The sequence below is a fragment of the Sinorhizobium americanum genome (assembly GCF_001651855.1).
In the GTDB taxonomy this organism is placed as follows: Bacteria; Pseudomonadota; Alphaproteobacteria; order Rhizobiales; family Rhizobiaceae; genus Sinorhizobium; species Sinorhizobium americanum.
Window position 1 is genome coordinate 114,245 of the sequence record NZ_LNQC01000056.1, and the last position, 19,619, is coordinate 133,863.

General features: G+C 61.1%; 24 protein-coding genes, 1 tRNA gene and 1 pseudogene. 10 read left to right on the forward strand and 16 right to left on the reverse strand.

Features of this window, described 5'->3' with window-relative positions:
* Positions 1 to 7 precede the first annotated feature (7 nt).
* The gene (gene gpt / locus ATC00_RS16630; protein WP_037383621.1) at positions 8 to 505 is read right to left on the reverse strand and encodes a xanthine phosphoribosyltransferase; all 498 of its coding nucleotides are present in this window, start codon (positions 503 to 505) and stop codon (positions 8 to 10) included.
* Positions 506 to 643: 138 nt separating this feature from the next.
* A complete protein-coding gene (locus ATC00_RS16635) occupies positions 644 to 1,399 on the reverse strand; it encodes a competence/damage-inducible protein A (RefSeq protein ID WP_064253617.1) in 756 nt (251 codons plus the stop codon).
* Between the two features lie 468 nt (positions 1,400 to 1,867).
* Between ATC00_RS16635 and ATC00_RS16640 the strand changes: the two genes are divergently transcribed.
* Both ATC00_RS16640 and ATC00_RS16645 read left to right on the forward strand, forming a co-directional pair.
* Positions 1,868 to 2,110, forward strand: a complete 243-nt coding sequence (locus tag ATC00_RS16640; RefSeq protein ID WP_037383616.1) for a DUF2188 domain-containing protein — start codon at positions 1,868 to 1,870, stop codon at positions 2,108 to 2,110.
* Between the two features lie 76 nt (positions 2,111 to 2,186).
* Positions 2,187 to 2,405 carry a hypothetical protein gene (locus tag ATC00_RS16645; RefSeq protein ID WP_037383614.1) on the forward strand — a complete coding sequence of 73 codons (219 nt, stop codon included), beginning with the start codon at positions 2,187 to 2,189 and terminating at the stop codon, positions 2,403 to 2,405.
* Between the two features lie 196 nt (positions 2,406 to 2,601).
* On the opposite strand, the gene ATC00_RS32965 is transcribed toward ATC00_RS16645, so the two are convergent.
* A complete protein-coding gene (locus ATC00_RS32965; protein WP_162843168.1) occupies positions 2,602 to 2,778 on the reverse strand; it encodes a hypothetical protein in 177 nt (58 codons plus the stop codon).
* Positions 2,775 to 3,014: a hypothetical protein gene (locus ATC00_RS16650; RefSeq protein ID WP_064253720.1), complete on the reverse strand. Its 240-nt coding sequence runs from the start codon at positions 3,012 to 3,014 to the stop codon at positions 2,775 to 2,777. Before ATC00_RS16650 ends, ATC00_RS32965 begins: the two co-directional genes overlap by 4 nt.
* A 217-nt stretch (positions 3,015 to 3,231) precedes the next feature.
* Between ATC00_RS16650 and ATC00_RS16655 the strand changes: the two genes are divergently transcribed.
* Together ATC00_RS16655 and ATC00_RS16660 are read left to right on the forward strand one after the other, a co-directional pair.
* Positions 3,232 to 3,316, forward strand: a tRNA-Leu gene (locus tag ATC00_RS16655).
* Positions 3,317 to 3,533: 217 nt separating this feature from the next.
* The gene (locus tag ATC00_RS16660) at positions 3,534 to 3,758 is read left to right on the forward strand and encodes a hypothetical protein (protein WP_064253618.1); all 225 of its coding nucleotides are present in this window, start codon (positions 3,534 to 3,536) and stop codon (positions 3,756 to 3,758) included.
* A gap of 51 nt (positions 3,759 to 3,809) precedes the next feature.
* On the opposite strand, the gene ATC00_RS16665 is transcribed toward ATC00_RS16660, so the two are convergent.
* The 6 genes and pseudogenes from ATC00_RS16665 to ATC00_RS16690 all read right to left on the reverse strand — a co-directional run bounded on the left by ATC00_RS16665 (position 3,810) and on the right by ATC00_RS16690 (position 8,054).
* Positions 3,810 to 5,441, reverse strand: a complete 1,632-nt coding sequence (locus ATC00_RS16665; protein WP_064253619.1) for a M15 family metallopeptidase — start codon at positions 5,439 to 5,441, stop codon at positions 3,810 to 3,812.
* Positions 5,434 to 5,640, reverse strand: a complete 207-nt coding sequence (locus tag ATC00_RS33530; RefSeq protein ID WP_064253620.1) for a hypothetical protein — start codon at positions 5,638 to 5,640, stop codon at positions 5,434 to 5,436. Before ATC00_RS33530 ends, ATC00_RS16665 begins: the two co-directional genes overlap by 8 nt.
* A gap of 139 nt (positions 5,641 to 5,779) precedes the next feature.
* Positions 5,780 to 6,172, reverse strand: a pseudogene (locus ATC00_RS33965) (phage tail length tape measure family protein); the annotation flags it as partial.
* A 90-nt stretch (positions 6,173 to 6,262) separates the two neighbouring features.
* A complete protein-coding gene (locus tag ATC00_RS16680; protein ID WP_064253622.1) occupies positions 6,263 to 6,478 on the reverse strand; it encodes a hypothetical protein in 216 nt (71 codons plus the stop codon).
* Complete coding sequence (locus tag ATC00_RS16685; RefSeq protein ID WP_064253623.1) at positions 6,475 to 6,960, reverse strand: hypothetical protein; 486 nt, start codon at positions 6,958 to 6,960, stop codon at positions 6,475 to 6,477. The genes ATC00_RS16680 and ATC00_RS16685 overlap by 4 nt, the downstream gene beginning before the upstream one ends.
* Positions 6,954 to 8,054, reverse strand: a complete 1,101-nt coding sequence (locus ATC00_RS16690) for a phage major capsid family protein (protein ID WP_161951921.1) — start codon at positions 8,052 to 8,054, stop codon at positions 6,954 to 6,956. Before ATC00_RS16690 ends, ATC00_RS16685 begins: the two co-directional genes overlap by 7 nt.
* Before the next feature lie 160 nt (positions 8,055 to 8,214).
* On the opposite strand from ATC00_RS16690, the gene ATC00_RS16695 reads away from it, so the two are divergent.
* Positions 8,215 to 8,601 (forward strand): hypothetical protein, encoded by a 387-nt coding sequence (locus ATC00_RS16695; RefSeq protein WP_064253625.1) that lies wholly within the window; start codon positions 8,215 to 8,217, stop codon positions 8,599 to 8,601.
* Between the two features lie 23 nt (positions 8,602 to 8,624).
* Here ATC00_RS16695 and ATC00_RS16700 read toward each other — a convergent pair whose 3' ends face one another.
* Positions 8,625 to 8,807, reverse strand: a complete 183-nt coding sequence (locus ATC00_RS16700; protein ID WP_064253626.1) for a helix-turn-helix domain-containing transcriptional regulator — start codon at positions 8,805 to 8,807, stop codon at positions 8,625 to 8,627.
* 457 nt (positions 8,808 to 9,264) lie between these two features.
* Between ATC00_RS16700 and ATC00_RS16705 the strand changes: the two genes are divergently transcribed.
* Positions 9,265 to 9,588: a DUF4258 domain-containing protein gene (locus ATC00_RS16705; protein WP_153045228.1), complete on the forward strand. Its 324-nt coding sequence runs from the start codon at positions 9,265 to 9,267 to the stop codon at positions 9,586 to 9,588.
* Positions 9,589 to 9,600: 12 nt separating this feature from the next.
* Complete coding sequence (locus ATC00_RS16710; RefSeq protein ID WP_064253721.1) at positions 9,601 to 10,056, forward strand: helix-turn-helix domain-containing protein; 456 nt, start codon at positions 9,601 to 9,603, stop codon at positions 10,054 to 10,056.
* Positions 10,057 to 10,260: 204 nt separating this feature from the next.
* On the opposite strand, the gene ATC00_RS16715 is transcribed toward ATC00_RS16710, so the two are convergent.
* The 3 genes from ATC00_RS16715 to ATC00_RS16730 all read right to left on the reverse strand — a co-directional run bounded on the left by ATC00_RS16715 (position 10,261) and on the right by ATC00_RS16730 (position 13,584).
* Positions 10,261 to 11,316, reverse strand: coding sequence for an AAA family ATPase (locus tag ATC00_RS16715; protein WP_064253628.1), 1,056 nt, complete (start codon positions 11,314 to 11,316; stop codon positions 10,261 to 10,263).
* A 216-nt stretch (positions 11,317 to 11,532) separates the two neighbouring features.
* Entirely contained in the window at positions 11,533 to 12,747 is a 1,215-nt protein-coding gene (locus ATC00_RS16720) for a tyrosine-type recombinase/integrase (protein ID WP_064253629.1), read from the reverse strand.
* Between the two features lie 246 nt (positions 12,748 to 12,993).
* On the reverse strand, positions 12,994 to 13,584 hold the full coding sequence (locus tag ATC00_RS16730) for a hypothetical protein (RefSeq protein ID WP_037383610.1): 591 nt from the start codon (positions 13,582 to 13,584) through the stop codon (positions 12,994 to 12,996).
* A gap of 216 nt (positions 13,585 to 13,800) precedes the next feature.
* On the opposite strand from ATC00_RS16730, the gene ilvA reads away from it, so the two are divergent.
* Together ilvA and ATC00_RS16740 are read left to right on the forward strand one after the other, a co-directional pair.
* Complete coding sequence (gene ilvA, locus ATC00_RS16735) at positions 13,801 to 15,048, forward strand: threonine ammonia-lyase (RefSeq protein WP_064253630.1); 1,248 nt, start codon at positions 13,801 to 13,803, stop codon at positions 15,046 to 15,048.
* A 78-nt stretch (positions 15,049 to 15,126) separates the two neighbouring features.
* On the forward strand, positions 15,127 to 15,444 hold the full coding sequence (locus ATC00_RS16740) for an HlyU family transcriptional regulator (protein WP_064253631.1): 318 nt from the start codon (positions 15,127 to 15,129) through the stop codon (positions 15,442 to 15,444).
* A 125-nt stretch (positions 15,445 to 15,569) separates the two neighbouring features.
* Here ATC00_RS16740 and ATC00_RS16745 read toward each other — a convergent pair whose 3' ends face one another.
* A complete protein-coding gene (locus tag ATC00_RS16745) occupies positions 15,570 to 17,552 on the reverse strand; it encodes a bifunctional 2',3'-cyclic-nucleotide 2'-phosphodiesterase/3'-nucleotidase (protein WP_064253632.1) in 1,983 nt (660 codons plus the stop codon).
* 223 nt (positions 17,553 to 17,775) lie between these two features.
* Here ATC00_RS16745 and ATC00_RS16750 point away from each other — a divergent pair, with 223 nt between their 5' ends.
* On the forward strand, positions 17,776 to 19,023 hold the full coding sequence (locus ATC00_RS16750; protein WP_064253633.1) for a GGDEF domain-containing protein: 1,248 nt from the start codon (positions 17,776 to 17,778) through the stop codon (positions 19,021 to 19,023).
* A gap of 12 nt (positions 19,024 to 19,035) precedes the next feature.
* Here ATC00_RS16750 and ATC00_RS16755 read toward each other — a convergent pair whose 3' ends face one another.
* A complete protein-coding gene (locus ATC00_RS16755; RefSeq protein WP_064253634.1) occupies positions 19,036 to 19,497 on the reverse strand; it encodes an Lrp/AsnC family transcriptional regulator in 462 nt (153 codons plus the stop codon).
* Positions 19,498 to 19,619: the final 122 nt, after the last annotated feature.

A 19,619-nucleotide genomic window follows, 5' to 3' on the forward strand; every position in this document is an offset into this window, starting at 1 on the left:
CGGCGGGTTAGCCGCGCGTGCCCTTGGCGATCGGCTCCTGATAGGTGAAGCCCATATCCCAGGGGAAGTAGATCCAGGTATCCTGGCTCACCTCGGTGACGAAGGTATCGACCAGCGGCCGGCCCTTCGGCTTGGCATAGACCGCGGCGAAATGCGCCTTGGGCAGCATGGCGCGCACTTCGGCGGCGGTCTTTCCCGTATCGGTCAGGTCGTCGACGATGAGAACGCCGTCGCCGCCATCCTTGGCGATTTCCGGTGAAATGCCCTTGAGCACCTTCATCTGCCCCTGCGTGTCATAATCGTGATAGGAGGCGATGCAGACGGTTTCGATCATGCGGATATTGAGTTCCCGGGAGATGATCGCCGCCGGCACGAGACCGCCGCGGGTGATGCAGACCATGGCCCGCCATTCCTGCCCGTTATCGGCCAACCGCCAGGCGAGCGCACGCGCGTCGCGGTGAAACTGATCCCAGGATACGGGAAAGGCTTTTTCGGGAAGGGACATATGAGGCGCTCCGATATCTGATCGAATAGGTTGGGAGGCGCTCCTGCGGCGCTTCCCGTTGGCGAATGCAATACCGGCAAGGAAGCCCGCAGCGCAAGGGCTTGTATGGGCAGGATTTGGCCGCGGTGAGGGGCGAGCCTAGCCGCCTTGGCGCGAGCGTGAGATCGCCTCGATCATCGCGGCCACATCGGCTTCTGCTTCCGCAATCGCCGACTCGTCTCGCCCGCGGATGACGATGTCGGTCGAGAAGCTCTTGCCGTCGAATTTCGGATAGGAACCGATGCTCGTTTCGGGATGGTGCTTCTGCACCTCCGTCAAAGGAGTGCCGATATCTCCTTCGCCGAAGGGCGACCGCACCGTTCGCGACAGAACCGGCGTACCGGTCGGAAGGCTGGGGAGCAGGCTATCGAGCATCGCCTGAAACACCTGCGGCACCCCGGCCATGACATAGACATTGCCGATCTTGAAGCCGGGAGCGGTCGATACCGGATTGGCGATGTGGTCTGCGCCGAGCGGCATGCGCGCCATCCGCTTGCGCGCCTCGGTGAAATCCATGCCGCGCCGCTCATACATCGCTCCGAGCAGTTCCATCGCCTTCGGATCGTGGACGCATTCAACCCCGAACGCCTTCGAGATCGCGTCGGCGGTGATGTCGTCATGGGTCGGTCCGATGCCGCCGGAGGTGAAGACATGGTCGTAGCGTCCGCGCAGCGCATTGACGGCCTCGACGATCGCCTCCTCGTCATCGGCGACGATACGAACTTCGCGCAGATCGATCCCGACCATCGTCAGCATGTCGGCAAGGTGGCCGATGTTCTTGTCCTTGGTCCGGCCGGAGAGGAGCTCGTCGCCAATGGCGAGCATGGCAGCGGTGACAATACTGGCACTGGTCATTTGCGCTCCGGAATGCTTGGGATCGTTCGACACGATCTTACTGCTAGCCCGTTCTGATAGCAGCATGCGCGTTGATAAATCTTGCCGGCGGCGGCGATCAAGCGGAATTGCCGGACATCCAAGGCGTTCTTCTTCGGTTACCCGCAACGAGGGTAAATTGGTCGGCAAGCAGGGCGCTCATGTGGCGAGCATGCTCGCCATGCGCGCGGACTGATCAAAGTAGAATTAGCCACGTCTGAGCGAGCGCTGCCGCATCAAGTGGCCGCGCTTGTCGTTGATATCGCTGTCTAATTCTAAAATGGTAGGAGGTGGGCGCACCCTCCCTCAAAAAAGGCACAACTCTAGCCAATTTGTGTTAACATCGCCCCGTCCGAGGTGGACTGCCACAGGCAAGGAGGAGCAGTGCGGCCGTGCGGCAACGGTCCAATCGGGGGCAGGAATGTCCCTGGACATCCATGGGAGTGAAGAATGGCGCGGATCATCTATTCGATCGTTCAACACGACGGAGGCTGGGCCTACAAGGCCGCCGAAGCATATTCAGAGCCCTTTCCCAGTCGCGAGCTGGCGCTGGCGGCCGCAAAAGCTGCCGCGGCGGAACAGCAAGTTGGCGGCGATGATGAGGAAATCAGCTTCCAGGATGAGCAGGGAAACTGGCATTTCGAACACGCTGATGGAGGAGATCGACCTGAAGCAACCGTCGAGGACGGCTGAGATAGGGGCCTTTGCCTGCTGACCCCTAAAATCCTGCCCGCCCATGGCGCGAGCGACAGCGCGACGGAGGATATCTATGCACTACAGCGTTCAGATCTTCACCTGGACCGCTCGGGAGGGCGTTCACCAGGTCGGATCGGTCATCGAAGTCGATGCACCCAACCCGAAGGCAGCCGCAGTGTCGCTGCTCGGGTTACGGCTCGAGGATAACGGCGAGTCGTCGAAACTGGCAGTCCGGGTCTGGCGCGGCGAAGACGCCCAGAAGGCCGATTGCGACTGTTTCTTCTATCACTGAGGCGGCGGCCTAAGCATCGGCCCGAAAATCGGAGTCGATTTTCGGAGAGTGCGATGCGTCGGTTCAAAGACTTGCCGCTTCTTTTGTACGTCCTGATGGATGCACTGCGCTCCGGCTTTTAAAAGGTCGGCTTTGGCATGCTGCGCGAATCCAAGGAGGCCGCGCGTCGCCGTTTGACGCCGTCACAGGACGCGTCTCAGCGCGGTTTTCGCACAAGCATGCCAATCCAGCCCGTCCGGTGTCCGGGCAGGTCGCGAGCGCGCAGTTCCGCCTGCCGCGCCTCGATGGCGCTGGCGAAGTCGTCCTTCATCGCGTCGATGGCGCGGCGCTTTTCGGCGAGATCCTCGCTGTCGACCGAAATGTGCTGCGTCATGCCGGCCTCTTCTGGACGAGGGAGCTTTCGATAGACGCGCGGCCTGCCGCCAGCAGCAGGTACTCGTCCCTGGTGCCGGCCTGATATTCCTCGATCAGCATCCGGCCATATCGCTGCGCCTGGGCGCTCTTGCGCGGCCACCGATACTCGCTACACAGCCGGTCGAAGACGCGCTGAAGCGCATCGAGGTCTTCCGGCCACAAAGGTGTGCTGCTGGACGCTCGCAACGGACGCACGCCGATCCCCTCTGCCATCGGTGCCAGGACAGTCTTTGGATCGAATATTGCCAGCAACACGCAAAGATTGAACCCCTGGCGAATCAGGGGTTAGTGCGAATTTTTGCGCGACTCTCGGTGTAAGATTCGGCTTGAGCATGTTCGCAGGGACGCACATCAAAAAACGCGCCGACAGCCCTTCCAATCGCTGTTATCGCAAAGTATGCAAACACAGTATGCGGACGTGGCGAAACTGGTAGACGCAAGGGACTTAAAATCCCTCGCCGCAAGGCTTACGGGTTCGATCCCCGTCGTCCGCACCAAATTGAAATCATTAGACAATTAGCGAAGAGGCGAGGGCGGCGATACGATCGACGAAGATGGCTTGGCCCTACCTGCGGCCCTACCGGCCCCGGCTTGGCCCACTTAACTATTTTTTCTGCTATCCTTCCGCGTGCCTCGGTTCGAGGCCGGGGCGTCACGGATCGATCGGGAGAAACGATCCACGGACGCCCTTTGAGTTTTATCGGGAGCACGCCCATGGATGACCTTGCCGAGATCGCCAAAATGATTCGCCGCCTCGAAGAGACCGGCATGTCGCGCCGAGCCATTGCCGAGGGTGCGAACGTCGGCGCATCCGCTATCAATCCGAGTCTCAGGCTGGTCAACTCGCTCAAGCGATTTTGCAGGGAATGCCTCGATGCCGATCCGCCTCGGCGGGACGAGCGCTTCGCCCCCGGTTGCCAGCCACGGGCGGGACGCTGAAACCTCTCCCGAATTCGGGAATGGTCCGAAATGTTTGCGGACTCCGCAAACTTACGACGGCACCCGTCTTAGCAGTCCGCCCGGTCTCGACTCCTTCACCAGAACCGACTGCACCGCCGCATCGATCCGCTGCCCGAGCGTCCGCGCGTCGTCGTTGTTAGCGGTCACCATGCCCGTTTGGACATCGACCCGGACGTCGCCGAGATAGACATTCCCCGAGTTCACCGAGCGCGCCGACGAGGCCCGCCCCATCGCCCTCGGAATGACGACCTCACCCTTCTGCAGGATCGCCGGGAATTCGTCCGGCATCAGCCCGCCATGCAGCCTCGGCGCATTGGCAAAGACCGCAGGCGAGACCCGGCGCTTCGGTGCAGTCGATCGGACGTCACCGCCGCCGTGGTAGAGGCCGCCCGGTACATCCGGGAACAGTCCGCCACCGCCGCCGAAGAGACCGCCGAAGACGCCGCCGAGGGCGTTCTTCGCGAACATCGCTTCGATTGCCATGTTGACCATGCCGTCGATGATCCGGTCGAGCACGTTGCGGAAGGCTTCGCCAGCATCGACACCATTGCGAAGGTCGTTGACGAGGCCAGAGACCGCCGTCTGCGCGATCCGGGCGTAAGCCTGCCCCATCTGCTCGGCCTGCCGCTTGTGCTCTTCTGCCGCCTGCGCTGCGTCTCTCTGCCGGTCCGCAAGGCCGGTCGCCGCCAGACCCGCCCGCGCCATCGCCTCGGCCTGTTGGTCGATCTTCGCCCGCAATGCGTCGTTGACGGTCAGGCCCTGCTGCTGCGCTGCGTCGAGAAGTTCACTCGCGATGCGCTGCCGTTCGATGGCGAGCGTCTGCTGATCGACAGAGAGAGTCGCATCCGCCCGGACGGCATTTTCCCGCTGCTGCTGCTCGAGCCGCTTCTGATTGGCGGCATAGAGCGTGTCGAACTGCGTCTTTTCCGCCTCGGCGCGCCGCCTAGTCGCTTCCTCGCGGGCCAGTTCGATGTGCCAGTCCTCGTTCTTGAGCCGGAAGACGAGGCCGTAAGCCTCGGCATTGGCATGCGCCCATCGCTTCACCGCCTCGCTTTCGAAGGACAGGTCGGCCGCTTCGCCCCGGACATGCGGCGCATTCATCGACGGTCGGGCAACCCACTTCGCCGCCGCCGCCTCGGACCCGTATTTCCTGACCGCGTCGTTCCACAGTTGCATCTGCCGCTCAATCGTCCGCCGTCCGGACGTGATGGTGATCTGTCCAGCCTGCGAGGCAGCTGCCTCGAGGAAGGCGCGTAGCCGCTCCTGAAAGTCCGGGGCCATGTCGGCGACATGCGACAGCGGCTTGTCGGCCGCGAGATACCGCCGCAGCCCGGAACTGTACGCCTTCGCCGATTCCTCGCCCGCCCGTTCCATTTCGGTCTGCGACGGGAAGAACTTGCCGCCCGCCGCCGTGATCGGTGCCAGCGTGCCGAGTTCCGGCAGGTTGAGGTCGCCGAAAATCTGCCGGACCTTCAACACGTCCTCGCCGGCCCCCCGGACCGCCGGTCGCAGCTTCGTCTCGATCGCCTTGGCGAGGTCCTCGGTCGCGGCAATGCCGAGATTGCGCAGGTCGTCGAACACCCGCTGGAATTCCTGCAGTTCCTTCGTGCCTTCGCGGCCCGCCTCGATTTCCGCCCGCCACGCCTTGTAGGCGTCACGCAATTTCGCCGCGTGCGCCCGCGCCGCTTCGTTGCCGCGGTCCAGTTCCTTGAAAAAGGCGCTTCACGTCCTCCTCGATGTCGGGAACGACCTCCTGCACCGGTTTCAGCGCCTCGGCGACGAGGCGGTTTCGGTCGGCGATCTTCTGTGCCGTGCGGTCGGCCTCTTCGAGCTTGTCGATATAGGCGTCGATGCCGGGCAAGGTATCGCCCCAGCGCTGTCGGAATCGCCTTCAACTCCTCGGCATGCTGCTTGAGCGCCTTGGACGCTTCCTCGGCACCCTCCTCGGTTTCGGTGAAATAGCTCCGCGCGGCGTCGAAGAGCGCGCCGAAGCCGATGATCGCCGCCGTGACGCCGATTGCCTGCGGAGACAGGACGGAAGCGAGCGCCCCGCCGATGCCCCTGAGAAGCCCGCCCGAGCGCCCGAGTTCCTTGATCGCATCGCCCGCTTGGCTCGCCTGCTGAAACGCGACGGTGAAGGGCGATTGCCCGGACAGAAGTTGCGTCGCCACGTCCTGGAACTGGAAGGACAGATTGCGGGTGGCGTTCTGCATCGACGCGCTGATCTGCCGCGCCGTCCGGTCGACCGTCGGCCCGACCTTGCGGAAATTGTCGTTAACGTGGTCGGTGGTGCGCTTGACCGTAAGGTCGGCATCCTTCATCGCCCGCTTCAAGGCGGCGATGTCGGCCGAGATTGAGAGGATGAGTTTGGTATCTTCTGTCGCGGCTGCCATGTTTCACCTTTCGAAAAAGGCGGCCCGGCATCGCCAGAAACCGGACCGCCCCGGCAGATGCGCCGCCCACCCGATTAAAGGCGGCGCAATTCAGTTCGTCCTAAATGCCGAAGGTCCGAATAGCTCGATCAGCTTCTCGATCATCTCGTCGCGGCTCAATCGCTCGGCGTCCATGGACTCGCCTGCCGGGACGCAATGGAAGCCGGTTCCATCGGGCATGATGACGACGGCGAAGAGATCGCCGCCGAAAAAGCGCTTGCTGTCGCGTGCGAGGGCGTCGGCAAGGTCTTCGGGTTGGTGTCTCATCTTACAGCCCTCAAACCCTTGCCGCGCTCGTCGGCAAGTTCCTGCCGCAGCTTTTCGACCTCGAGCGCCAGCCGTTCATAGTCGCGCTTGACGGCGGCCAGTTGAGTGCGCCGCTCGCTGGCCTCGGACTGCAACTGCCGCAGCATTGCGCGAGCGTCCTTGAGAAAGTCGCTGAAATCGCTCTGCGCATCGCGGAAAAGTTCGTCCACTTCGCCGCGCAAATCGCCGATGCCAAGCTCCGTTGCTTCGGTGAGTTCCGCGATCCGGGCGTCTGTGCTTTCCCGCGCTTTAGTGAACAGGCGTCTGCTCGCCTCGACGACATCCGCAACATGCACTTCGAGCGCCGCAAGCCGCTGCTCGAGTCCGGCTTCACGCTTGCGGGCGGCCGCCTCGCTCTGTCGCCGCGCGGCGCATTCGTCGAAGGTCTCATATTCGCCATTGGGACCGGTCGGCGACCGGTAGCTGCCCGGCTCGGCTACCATGCGACGCCCTCCATCCACGCAGAGCGGCCCGCCGGGACAGCCCAGGCGGTCTCAATGATGGCGCGCACGGCAAGCATGTCGGTCTGCCAAAGCGAACGAACCGGGGCTGCGACGGTCGGCGGCGTGCCAGCCGTGCCGATCGCCAGAGGCGTGGTGTCTTCATGCAGGACCGCATCCTTCGAGGCATCGACGACGGCACCGCCGGAACCGGAGATGAATGAAGGTCCATCGACGGCAAGGACGACTCCCCGCGGCACGGCCGGCGTATCGACGATCGGATAGGAGAAGGACGGCACGAAGGCGAGGCTAATAGCCTGTTGCGGGTTGACGACGAAAACCGGCGACGAGCCGCCGCCTGCAACAATTTCACCGACGAGTTTTTGCAAATCGACGCGCATCGCGACAAGCGGGTCGGTCGCGGTGGAAGCGGCGACCGCGGCGACGTTGTAGCGCAGGCCCGGCGGACGCAGCGCGCTTCCCGGTTGGTCATCGACGAGCGCACCGTCGATGATCGAAGCGAGATCGGCCCTCAAGGCGACGTCCAGCAGCGCCTCGATGTCCGTGACCGCGCGTTTCCGCAGTTCGGCGCTGAAGACGCTGACCGCCGCCGCCTTTCGCGGCCATAGGCTGATAGTGCCGACGCTCAAATCATCGACGGGGATCGGCGAACCCTCGGCAATCCAGCCGCCGACCTCGGCAAGGGGTGGACGATACGGAATCCGCAACGTGCCAATCCCTGCGAGCGAGATGCTCCTGCCAAGCGCGGCCAAGCGCGACAGCGCCAGCGGCGCGGTGCCTTCGGCCAGGAATTCACCGACGTCGACCGGCGCAAGTTCGGTCGCCCAGTTCGGCGTCGTGATCATGGCGGGACCCGTCGCGGCGCGCTCTGCATAGCGTTCGCGCCAAACGTCCTCATAGGTAACGCCAGGACCTGTCGCCAATGCTCTGAGAACCGCGTGACGGACGAAGCGGTCGCGACCGGAAAGGCCGGACTTCGTGCCGCGTTTCAGATCGCGCAATGCACGCGAGGTATGGACAGCAAGCTCCTTCGCCTCAGTCGCCTGCCGCGCCACTCGTTCGAGCGTGTAAGTCATGAAAATACCTCCTCGCCAGTGGAAGGCGGGAGGTTCGAAAAACCTACTTTGCTGATGCCGATATTCCAGCGCTTCCACGGCAAGTCCCATGATAGCGAGCGGCTGTTTCATGGTTGAAACGGCGGCAAATTTATTTCGTCCGCAACGTTGAGATTAAGTGTTGACCCTCATCATCAGCGGCATAACCTCAACACTTATGAGCAAGGGTCATGGCAATGTCATGCGGCTTGTGCTTGCCGCTATCACGGACGAATGGCAACCCGTCGTCTATATCGCCGCAGCCATCCACGGCGAACCTGACGTCCGCGTTAATCGATCAGCCGAGGAGTCAACCCGCCGGGCATGCAAGCGACTGGCCGTTCAAGGGGTGGTCGAACTTGGCTATCAGATTATCGGCGGCGACACTGTTTTCGACCGCCCGTCCAACTTTTTCCGAAAGCAATGGCTTGTCGTTCGCCGGACCGGTGACGGTGATCCCCCAGAGAATGCCGAGGATGTGCGGCGGCGAGGGCTTGAGAGGCTACGTCGCTCTGTTCAGGACGGTTAGGAAGCATTGGCGCGGAAACATCTTCAAGTTTCCCGGAGAAACTTGATTTTGCTTTCTCGCTTGCTGCGCCGAGCCTCGCGAATGTCGTCGATGGCGGTTGCGATCAGGGCAGGATCGCCGTCCTCGAGGGCGGCTTCGAGATAGCCGGCCTGTTGCTCGGTCCGAATGAAGTCCTGAATGTCGAAGCGAATTGTTTCCAGTGCCATGCGGCGACGCTACACGATAGCGGCGGGTTGGGCGAGGTTCGAGGCGGGTTGCAGAGGCCGAAAAAGGGCCGTTTTGTATAGACAAAGGGCCATTTTATTTTTCCCGAAAACGCGCGCTCGACTGCGCCGCCGGTCCCCGAGGGGACGTCGAGGATTGGCGACCCCCCGCCCCCTGCCTGCCGCGTGCCCCCGATGCAATCCCCGATAGGTAGATGCCGACCGTGGCCTGCTTTTACCTACCAGAGGTAAGCAAATACGCAACTTTGGTGCGTATCTACCTACCAGAGGTAGGCAGATGCGACCGAGGTGTCGCTTTTACCAACCGTCGATGGTTTTACCGGGCGCGGCGAGGTTGCGATGAAGGGGAACGGAACATTTAGTCGCGCTGAACATTCATTGACTGTTAAGGTAGACCTATATAAAAGATAGGTGTTCCTCCACGATAGAAGGCTTCGAAGTGAGCAACATCATTCCGATGAAGGCACCGCAACCGAAGAAGCTATCTCGGCAGGAATTCAAGAACCACGTGCTGAAACTGCTCGAAACTGGACAGGTGAAGGTAACCGCGCATTTGCGACGGGACCACCCCGAACGTGCGATTTCGTTTCGTCAAATTGAAATGTGCCTTGAGAAGGGCACCGTGCAAACGGACCCTTTCTTGAACGCCTATGGAAACTGGCAAGGCGAAATCTACCGTCACATGGCCGGGCAAGAGCTAATCGTTGTAGCCGCATTAGAATGGGAAGAACAGGTCATAGTCATTACGGCTTTTGAACCTTGAAGGGCGATGGTGATGAGCTATCACTACACAGACTCCGGGTTGGATAACATTTGGCTAGAAGACGGATACACCGTCGAGGAGCATCCAAATTACGGCCAACTCATATCAGTTAAGAACGTCCGTGGCCTTCATGAGGCCATCGGCAGATGGCTGGTAGGGCAACCACGCACACTCAACGGCGCGGAATTCCGTTTCCTGCGTCTGGAACTGGACCTTTCGCAGAAGTCGCTTGGCGTCATCCTCGGCGTCACCGAACAGGCCGTCGCCAAATGGGAGAAGGCGAAGGACAAGGCTGTTGCCAACAGGTCGGCAGAACGCCTCTTGAGGCTGGCGTATATCAACTATCTGGATGGCAAGCCGGAATTCTCGGCGGTCATCGACCGGATCACGCAACTCGACGCGGAGATCGCGGAACATGAATTGCGGCTCACCAGAGAGCAAAATGGCTGGCACAAGATAGCCGCATAAGTGAGAAAAACCCCGAACACAATTCGGGGTTTCTTCTTTTGCGCTTTTCCTTTTTTCTTCTCGAAGCGCGCGACGCCTGCCCCAAAGGGCAAGCGCGCTTATTACGTAGTAATAGGGGCGGGCGAACACACCCCTTAAATGATTGAAATCGCAGCGAAATCGCCAAGGCTGGAACAGGCCGGAAAAAGGCGGGCGAACACAGTGCTAGAAGTTGCATTTCACAACCTCCAATCTGTATTGCCTTTTCGACGGCGGACCATGCGCAACATTGGCAATCCGCCCGTCATTCAACAGCGCATACATGGCCGCCTTCAGCGATTTCAGCGACACGTTTTCGTTCTGCGGATCGCCGTAAAAAACCTTCGGCGCGAAGCTGTTGGATGAGGGACTAGCGGAAACAAAAAGGTTCTGGCTGTTGTGGATTTGCAGGAGTCTCAGGAACACCCGCTCGGCCTTGTCCGCCCTGCCGATGTCCGATCCCGCGCGTTCCTGCCTGTCGGTGCAGCGATAGCAGCCCATGTCCCACTTGACGTTGACGACGAGGCCCTGCGGACCGTAATTCGGCTTTTGGCTGACGAGTATCCGCCGCCCATCGTCCGGGCCATCTGCCTCGGCATCGTCCGGCTTCCGCATGTCGACTTGATTGCGGATGGTGTTCGTCCAGCCGGTCGAACCGGAATTGCCGGTCTTTTGGTTGAGGCCCGCGAGCGACGGATGCGCGAGCACAATCAGCGTCGTGCCGTATTTCTTGGCGAGCGCCCGGAGATAGTTGCTGACCTTCGTCGCTGCATTGCGGTTTATTTCGTCGATGTCGGCGAGTTGCGCGCGGTTGTCGAGCACGACGAGTTCCGGTTTAAGATGTCCGATGGTGTTTTCCAGCAGCCGAAATAGCAGCGTCTTCTTGACGTAGCTCCTTTGCCCGACGAATAGCGCCTTGTCCTCAACATCGGACAGGTCGCAGATTTCGAGATTGTAGAGCAGCCGCGCCTCGAACATTTCCGCTGCGGCGATGTCGAGGACTCGTTGGTGGTTGACGTCTAGTTCGTCCTCTGCGCTGACATAGAGCACCTTGCCACGGCGGCGGACGGGACGCCCGAGCCAATGGGTCTCGGGATAGTCCCTTTCGGGAAGCGCGACGGCGCAGGCGAGTTGCAGCGAGGACAGGCTTTTGCCGATGGCCCCCGCGCCGGTCAGGTAACTGAGATCGTCGGCAAGGAACAATCCATGCCCGTCGAGGAACTCGATCGGCTTCAATTTCATGGGTCATCCTCACCGTCGATCTCTGTTGCTACCATCGAATAGTAGATGATCACGTTTGATGGATGAAGAGTGTAGAAACTTGACGTGTTCGTTAGCGTGACGATGAAACTATGTATAAAGTGCAGATTTGCATCTATTTGACGCTAAGTAACTCAAACAAAAGAAAGGAAAGGGGGCGACGCGCCCCCTTGTGTTCATTGGATTAGGCTTTTCCCGTCAACCGTTCCGCGAAAGTTCCTTCACATCTGCTGTAGGTTTGTTGAAGACGTTGATAATCCCGGCTGTCCGCTCGACGCCCTTGCGCGCGAGACTTTCGGAGCGCTTCACGTACCGCATCGCCATCGCTGGCGTCTTCCAGCCGAAGGTCTGCATCAGTTCGGAGACGTTGGCACCGTTCACAGCGGCATGCGTCGCGCACGTTGATCGCAGCCGGTGAGGGGTGATCCGTTCGACGCCCGCTTCCTCGCAGACGGCGGTGAGCGCCGCGAGAACGTCAGAGTAACCGATGGGTTGCCTACCTTTCCGGTTGGAAAACACATAGCCCATCCGGTGCGGCTGGTTGTCGATGAGCATGGCGGCATCGGTTGAAAGCGCGGTCGCGTGAATCTTCGTTGCTTTGTCGTCGAGATGCACTTCGAGGCGCTGCAAGCTCACCTGATCCCACCGCAGCAGCCGCGCTGCCGAAATCCGCCAGCCGGAAACCGCGACGAACCGCAAGAGGTCGCCCATCGGACCGTCTACCTTACCGAGCGCGACGATGAACGGCGGCAGCGCCTGTTCGTCCAGCCATGTGTCGTTCGGAGTCTCAGTGAAGCGGGGAACCTTTGAGCAAGGGTTATCGGTTCGCCAGCCTTGCAGCATCGCGAAGGACATCATCTTCGACAACACCGCCAAGGCGCGATTGCAATCGGTCTTCTTGTGTTTGAACTTCACCCGCAGCGCATCGACCTCGGCGCGGGTGATGTCAGCGACACGGCGACCCCTGAACGACGGTTCGATGATGCGGCGGTAACGACCGCGATAGTCTTTCGGCGTCTCTCCGGATTTCATTGCAAGATGTTGTTCGTCGAACAGTTCCCAAAGCTGCTCAATGGTCGGTTGCGCCTTTTTCGCGGCCCGGATCGCGGCCGGATCATCTCCGTTCTTGACGGCTTGCAGCATCTGCCGCGCCTGTTCGCGCGCCTCGTCGGCAGTGAACGTCGGCGACTTGCCAATCGACAGCCACTTTCGTTTCGGCTTCTCGCCATCCTTGACCTTTAGCGGCGGCAGATACTCGACGAGGAACTCGCGGGTAATGCTGTCGTCGGCGGTGCGGCGGCAACGCAGCATGAAGCCGGTCAACTTGCTGTCGCGAACTTTAAGGGCATCCTTGCCCCTCATCAGTTTCGGAACGCGGTTCTTAACGAAGTCCTCGGAAATGAAGTCAGCCATAAATCCCTTGTCCTTTTTTGGCCCGACATTTGGCCCTACTTTTCATGATGTCGAGCGATATCAGTCGCTACTGTCTGATGACAGTTATATGTCGGAAATGCTTGATTTACAATGGTTTTGAGGAAGCAAGCGGAAGCAGTCAGAAGCGGCAAAAAATTGACTTAAAATCCCTCGCCGCAAGGCTTACGGGTTCGATCCCCGTCGTCCGCACCACCAATCACTGAAATGCCGGCGCTGCCCTCTCAATCACTCCGCCGCAATCTTGAACGGCTGGTCGACGGTCGCGCTCTTGCCGCTGTTGATGTCGTTGAAGCGGAAGCGCAGGACGTAGTCGCCAGCAGGCGCGCCGCTGACGTCGACGGTTAGCGTCGCATAAATCTCCTGGTTGCGGAGATAGCCGGTGAAGGTGAAGTCGCCGAAGGCCTTGCGGGTCGCGAGCACCTCGCCCTTGGGGCTGACGATGTCGAGATCGACGGTGAAGTGCGTTTCGAGCTTGCCCTTGGCGCTTGCGTCCTTCCAGGTGAGACCGACCGGCTCGACATAGGAGAGCAGCGTCTCGCCGGGTTTGAAGACCGAATCCTGCTTCGGCTCGTACATGGCGTAGCCTGCCGGTTCGGCCGTGACGAAAAGCGCCTTGCCGATCGCGAAGGGAAGGGTTTGCGAGAAGGCGCTGATAGCTTGCCGCAGCGTGTCGCGGGCGCCTGCCGCGTCGCCTTCGCTTGCCTGTTTTTCCGCTTTCACCGCGGCATCGGAAAGCGGCCCCGCTTCGGTTTCGGAAGCGGCCAGGGCAGGGGCCGCCAGGGCCAGCATCGCCAGCATGGAGAGATAGTTCGCCATCGCAGTTTCCCAGCATCCCGATTGCTGAAAAACTGTCGGCATTTGGCATGCGCAAGTCAAGATGAAGGAGACTGCCGTGACCGCAGCCGATCGGCGTAGAGTGACGGTTCGCGAGTGTTTGCCAAGCCCAGGCGCGCATCATGTCAAAACGATGGTTTCAGTCACAGCAATGTGCGATAGCGACAGAAATCAAGATCGTACGGGTGATGGCACGAGATGAAGCAGGATGTTGAACAGGCGGCAGCGGCGATGCGCGAGATCTTTCCGGCGACGCCGCTGCAGCTCAACGATCACCTGAGCGCGCGCTACGGCGCCACCATCTATCTGAAGCGCGAGGATCTTTCGCCGGTGCGCTCCTACAAGATCCGCGGCGCCTTCAACTTCTTCCGCAAGGCACTTGCGGCGGGTGCTTCCGGCAAGACCTTCGTCTGCGCGTCGGCCGGAAACCATGCGCAGGGCTTTGCCTTCGTCTGCCGGCACTTCGGCGTTCCGGGCATCGTCTTTATGCCGGTAACGACGCCGCAGCAGAAAATCGACAAGACCCGCATCTTCGGCGGCGAATACATCACCATTCGCCTTGTCGGCGATATATTCGACCAATGCTACCAGGCCGCTCGCGACCATGTCGAGGCAATTGCCGGCGTGATGGTGCCGCCTTTCGATCATGCCGATATCATCGAAGGGCAGGCGACCGTCGCGGCGGAGATCGTCGAGCAATTGCCGGAGGGGCTGCTCCCCGATCTCGTCGTGCTGCCGGTCGGCGGCGGCGGACTGGCGGCAGGCGTCACCGGGTATTTCCGCGATGCCCTGACGAACGACCGGTTCATGTTCTGCGAGCCGGAGGGCGCGCCGAGCCTCAGGCGTAGCCTCGAGGCGGGCAGCGTCGTGACGCTCGATCAGGTGGACAATTTCGTCGACGGCGCTGCGGTGGGGCGGATCGGCGACCTCAATTTCTCGGCGCTCCGCGGTTTTGCGCCGGAGCAGGTGATGCTTCTCGCCGAGAATGCCATCTGCCTGACCATCACCGAGATGCTGAACGTCGAAGGCGTGGTTCTCGAGCCGGCCGGCGCGCTGTCGATTACTGCGCTGGAAGTACTCGGTCGCGAGCGGCTGGGAGGCAAAACGGTGGTCGCGGTCGTTTCCGGCGGCAATTTCGACTTCGAGCGCCTGCCGGACGTCAAGGAGCGCGCCATGCGCCATGCGGGGTTGAAGAAATACTTCATTCTGCGCATGGCGCAGCGGCCGGGCGCCTTGCGCGATTTCCTCAATCTGCTGGGCGAAGAGGATGACATCGCCCGGTTTGAATATCTGAAAAAGTCGGCGCGCAATTTCGGCTCCGTGCTGATCGGTATCGAGACCAAGCATGCGGAGAACTTCCCGCTGCTGAAGCAGCGTTTCGACGCGGCCGGGCTGCGATACCAGGACATCACCGAGAACGAGATTCTCGCCAATCTGGTCATCTGACGGCCATTGCCGCTGCGTCGCGCAAGTGAATCAACTTTTGGCTTTGACAGAGGCCGAAGCCACAGCTAACCATGAGCTATGGCATCGTTTTTCTCGAAATTGTTCGGCCTCTCCGGCGGCTCCGAAAAGCCGGCCGAGCCCGCTCCGGGCAAGACCGAGTCCTATGCGGATTGCCTGATCCGCGCGACGCCGATGCGCGAGGGCGCGCAGTTCCGGCTTGCCGGCAGCATCGAAAAGGTGTTGCCCGGCGGAACGAAGGTGCGCCATTTCATTCGTGCCGATCTCTTCACGTCCGAGCAGGACGCCATCGATTCGGCACTCCGCAAGGGCCGGCAGATCGTCGACGAGCAGCGCGCGGCGCTCTTTGCCGATGAGGCACAGTCGCGCTCGGTGTAAGCAGGACAATCTTGTTCTGCAGCAATCGGTTGCAGTGTTTTCTTAACATGTAAGTCAAGTTCTTGGGGCGCTCGCCCCCTCTGGCCTACCGGCCGGGCCGGCACGCCAGAGGCCACCTGCTCCCTCTATAGCCTGATGCGGAAGCGCGCAAAGCCGTCGGCGCCGTCGCCGGCGTCTTCGACGTCGACGGCCTTGACCTGAGCCAAAAATTGTCTTGCCTTCGGGCCGCTGTCGAAGACGACGCTGGTGTCCTTGAGCGGTGCAAATTTCCAATTGGCGTCGGCCGACGGATTGATCGTCCCTTGCTCCACGATGTAGCGCACGATCACGTCGCGGTTGGTGTCGGGAGCTACGAAGACGACCTTGTCGGCTGCGATCTCCGGGAAATGCCCGCCGCCGCCGGCGCGGTAGTTGTTGGTTGCCACGACGAATTTCTGGGCGGGGTCGATCGGCTTGCCGTCGAACTGCAGGTCGCGGATGCGGCTTGCCGAGGCGTTCACCAGATTGCCGTCCTTGTCGTATTTGGCCGGCTGAGAAAGATCGATCTGATAGGTGACGCCGTCGATCACGTCGAAATTATAGGACGGGAAGTCGCCGTTGATGAGGTTCGCGTCGGTCGAGCCCGGCGCGATCTGGTTGAAGATCCCGGCAGACATTTCGAGCCAGTTTCGGACCTGTTCGCCGGTGATGACGACAGCCTGCACCGTGTTTGGATAGAGGTAGAGGTCGGCGACGTTCTTGATGGCGATGTCGCCGGCCGGAACGTCGGTATAGTAGTCGGCGCCGCCGCGTCCGCCGGCCTTGAAGGGCGCCGCCGCCGAAAGCACCGGCAGGTCCTTGTGCTCGGTATCCTTCAGCATGTCGCGGATGTACCAGGTCTGCGCCTGGCTGACGATCTGCACCGAAGGATCGTCGGCAACGAGGGCGAAATAGGAATAGAGCGGCGCGGAGGTCTTGCCGACGGGGGTGCGGACATAGGCGAGCGTCGCCTCGTGATCCTTCTGCGCCGCCGCCAGCACTTCCGGCTTGTCGCCGACCTCGGCGATGACCTTCTTCTCCTCCCGCCGGTAGATCGGCCGTGCTTCGCTCGTCGAACCGATCACCCGCCACGCACCGCCATCGCGCTCGAGGAGGAGATCGATCAGGCCGAGATGTGAGCCCCAGAAGCCACCCATCACGCCGGGTTTGCCGGAGATGAGCCCGGTCTTGTTGTCGACGCCTGCGACCGCATCGAACTTCGGCCCCGGAAAGTCGAGATGGCTGTGGCCGGTGACGATGGCGTCGATGCCGTCGATCGCCGCCAGGGGCACGGAGGCGTTTTCGAGATTTTCCGCATAGGCCTGCTGTCCAATGCCGGAATGGGAGAGGGCGATGACGATATCGGCGCCTTCCTCGCGGATCTGCGGCACCCAGGCTTCGGCGGCCTTGACCATGTCGCGGGCATTCGCCTTGCCTTCGACATTCTTGGCGTCCCAGGTCACGATCTGCGGTGGCACGAATCCGATCAGCCCGATACGGATCGGGTGTTCCTCCCCGGCGCCGTCCTTCACCTTCCGATCGAGGATGACGTAGGGCTTGAGGAAAAGTTCGTCCTGGCGGGGGCTGGCGGCGAGCGCGCCCTTGGTCAGGTTGGCGCAGACGATCGGAAAATTCGCGCCGTTCAACACATTGAACATGAAGTCCAGGCCGTAGTTGAACTCGTGGTTGCCGAGCGTGCCGCAATCATAGCCGAGCACGTTCATGGCGGCGATGATCGGGTGCATGTCGCCGGCCTTCATGCCGCGCTTGTAGGCGATGTAGTCGCCCATCGGGTTGCCCTGCAGGAAGTCACCATTGTCGACGAGGATGGCATTGGTCGCCTCGGCACGGATCGCGTCGACGATCGAGGCGGTGCGCGCCAGCCCGAGCGTGTCGTTCGGCTTGTCGGCGTAATAGTCGTAGGGGAACACATGCACGTGCAGGTCGGTCGTCTCCATGATCCGGAGATGGGCCTGGTTGGCGGCAGCTCTGACGGAGAAGGGATGCAGCACGGCGAGGGCCGAGGAGGCAGCCAGCCCGCCGAGCAGGGCGCGGCGGGAAATGGGATGCAGCGCGATCTTTGAAGTCATGGCGGTCTCCGTATTCAAGCCCCGTTCGGGCGCGTCAAGAACGTGCAAGGCGCCGGCAATGGCGCGCCCGCAGCGCAACCTGTCCGCGCGACTATGACCGACTGGAGCGGAACGGCAAGCGGCAGAATCTTGCCTGTTTTTCGCCGCGTCGTAAGCCGGTAAAGCTTTGTTCAATTTCTAGCTTTAAGGAACGGTCGAGTGAAAACGGAAGTCTCCTGCGCGCATGCCAAACGCCAATCTCATGCTCCTGCTTGCCGAGGCCTTGGTTTATGTCGCGTCGATGATTGGGCTTCTTCACCTGCGCGCTCGCCTGGGGCTCGGCGTTTTCGTGGCGGCCCTCGGCGTCATGCATTTCATCGAGACCTATCTTGCCGCCGTCTTTTACGTTCAGCTGCCGTTCGGGGTGATCTCTCCAGGCTCGGCCGTGTTCTTTTCCGGCAAGCTCATGATGATCCTTCTCCTTTACGTGAAGGAGGACGCGGCGACGGTCCGCCAGCCGATCTACGGCTTGCTTGCCGGCAACTTTTTGACGGTGGCGCTCAGCCTGCTCTTGCGGCGGCATGATACCGTCTCGGTCGTCGCCGGTCGCGTCGCCGATATCGCCTTCATCGACGAGATGGGCTGGCTCATGGTCTGGGGCACGACGCTGCTCTATTTCGATTCGCTGATCATCATCCTGCTCTACGAGAAGCTGGGGCGATGGTTCCGCCGCTTCGTCACGATGCGCTTCCTGATCTGCGGCGTGATCGTGCTGACATTCGACCAGCTCGGCTTCTATGCCGCGCTCCGCTTCGTGAACGGTGCGCCCTGGGACGTGTTCTGGGGCGGGTGGATGGCGAAGATGCTGGCCGCCCCCTTCTATGCCGTAGCCATCGGCTTTTACCTCAGGTCCTCGCGTCATGCCTTCCTGGCGATTTCCGAACGGCCGCTCGGCGACGTCTTCAACGACCTCACCTTTCGCGAGCGCTACGAGGATCTATTGTCGCGTTCCGGTCACGATACCCTGACGGGCGCGCTGGACCGTGGTCGCTTCGAAAGAGAAGGGCAGCAGATGATGCGCGACGCGGCGGCGGAGGGCGCGCCGCTCAGCCTGATGCTCATCGATGTCGACCGCTTCAAGAGCGTCAACGATCAGTTTGGCCATATGGAAGGCGACCGCGTGCTGAAGAAACTGGCCGAAGCGGTCAAGGCAAACCTCCAGCCCGACGATCGCCTGTTTCGTTATGGCGGCGAGGAATTCGTCGTGCTTTGCCCGGGGCTCCCCTATGCGGGTGTGCATTCGCGGGCCGAGGACATACGGCTGGCAGTCTCCACGGGAGTAAAGACGCCGAACGGTCACTCGGTGACCACGAGCATCGGCGTGTCGTCGACGCTTGCCGATGGCGCCGGGATCAACGAATTGCTGGCGCAGGCCGATATTCGTCTCTATGCCGCCAAGAATACCGGCCGCAACCGGGTGGTCGGCCGTTGATCGGCGCGAGTGTCAGATCCCGACATTCGGACGGTCGATGATCTCGCGCAGCGAGAAGCTCGAATTGATCTTGACGACATGCGGAAGCGCCGACAGCCAGTCGCGATGAATGCGCTCGTAATCTTCGAGATCCCGAGCCGCGACACGCAGGATATAGTCGTATTCCCCGGACATCAGATAACAGACGAGCACATTCGGGCAGAGTTTGACTGCCCCTTCGAATTCGGCGAGCGTTTTGGCGAACTGGCCGGAGAGTGAAATGTGCACGATCACCATGATCTTGTAGTCGAGCGCCTTATGGGCGATACGGGCGTGATAGCCCGCGATCGTGCCGGTCTTTTCGAGGATGTCGACCCGCCGCGAACAGGCGGAAGGCGACAGGCCGACCTTGGCGGCAAGATCGGCATTCGAGATCCTGCCCTCTTGCTGCAGGATCCTCAAAATCGAACGATCAATGGCGTCTAGCTCACCCATTCGTGTTTTCCCTCAATCAGAAAGTTTCTCACGCAACAAACGTCGAAAGCAATGCGCCGAGGGACGCGCCTTTGCAAGGACATTCTCGCCGGCATCTGCTTTCCTTGTCTGATCATCAATGC

Coding starts and splice junctions, on each gene's coding strand:
- ATC00_RS32965 (WP_162843168.1), bottom strand. CDS start 2,778: ATGACGCAGCACATTTCGGTCGACAGCGAGGATCTCGCCGAAAAGCGC.
- ATC00_RS16745 (WP_064253632.1), bottom strand. CDS start 17,552: ATGACTTCAAAGATCGCGCTGCATCCCATTTCCCGCCGCGCCCTGCTC.
- ATC00_RS16715 (WP_064253628.1), bottom strand. CDS start 11,316: ATGAAATTGAAGCCGATCGAGTTCCTCGACGGGCATGGATTGTTCCTT.
- ATC00_RS16690 (WP_161951921.1), bottom strand. CDS start 8,054: ATGACTTACACGCTCGAACGAGTGGCGCGGCAGGCGACTGAGGCGAAG.
- ATC00_RS16740 (WP_064253631.1), top strand. CDS start 15,127: ATGGCATCGTTTTTCTCGAAATTGTTCGGCCTCTCCGGCGGCTCCGAA.
- ATC00_RS16730 (WP_037383610.1), bottom strand. CDS start 13,584: ATGGCGAACTATCTCTCCATGCTGGCGATGCTGGCCCTGGCGGCCCCT.
- gpt (WP_037383621.1), bottom strand. CDS start 505: ATGTCCCTTCCCGAAAAAGCCTTTCCCGTATCCTGGGATCAGTTTCAC.
- ATC00_RS16720 (WP_064253629.1), bottom strand. CDS start 12,747: ATGGCTGACTTCATTTCCGAGGACTTCGTTAAGAACCGCGTTCCGAAA.
- ATC00_RS16700 (WP_064253626.1), bottom strand. CDS start 8,807: ATGGCACTGGAAACAATTCGCTTCGACATTCAGGACTTCATTCGGACC.
- ATC00_RS16635 (WP_064253617.1), bottom strand. CDS start 1,399: ATGACCAGTGCCAGTATTGTCACCGCTGCCATGCTCGCCATTGGCGAC.
- ATC00_RS16755 (WP_064253634.1), bottom strand. CDS start 19,497: ATGGGTGAGCTAGACGCCATTGATCGTTCGATTTTGAGGATCCTGCAG.
- ATC00_RS16645 (WP_037383614.1), top strand. CDS start 2,187: ATGCACTACAGCGTTCAGATCTTCACCTGGACCGCTCGGGAGGGCGTT.
- ATC00_RS16750 (WP_064253633.1), top strand. CDS start 17,776: ATGCCAAACGCCAATCTCATGCTCCTGCTTGCCGAGGCCTTGGTTTAT.
- ATC00_RS16685 (WP_064253623.1), bottom strand. CDS start 6,960: ATGGTAGCCGAGCCGGGCAGCTACCGGTCGCCGACCGGTCCCAATGGC.
- ATC00_RS16660 (WP_064253618.1), top strand. CDS start 3,534: ATGGATGACCTTGCCGAGATCGCCAAAATGATTCGCCGCCTCGAAGAG.
- ATC00_RS16640 (WP_037383616.1), top strand. CDS start 1,868: ATGGCGCGGATCATCTATTCGATCGTTCAACACGACGGAGGCTGGGCC.
- ATC00_RS16710 (WP_064253721.1), top strand. CDS start 9,601: ATGAGCTATCACTACACAGACTCCGGGTTGGATAACATTTGGCTAGAA.
- ATC00_RS16680 (WP_064253622.1), bottom strand. CDS start 6,478: ATGAGACACCAACCCGAAGACCTTGCCGACGCCCTCGCACGCGACAGC.
- ilvA (WP_064253630.1), top strand. CDS start 13,801: ATGAAGCAGGATGTTGAACAGGCGGCAGCGGCGATGCGCGAGATCTTT.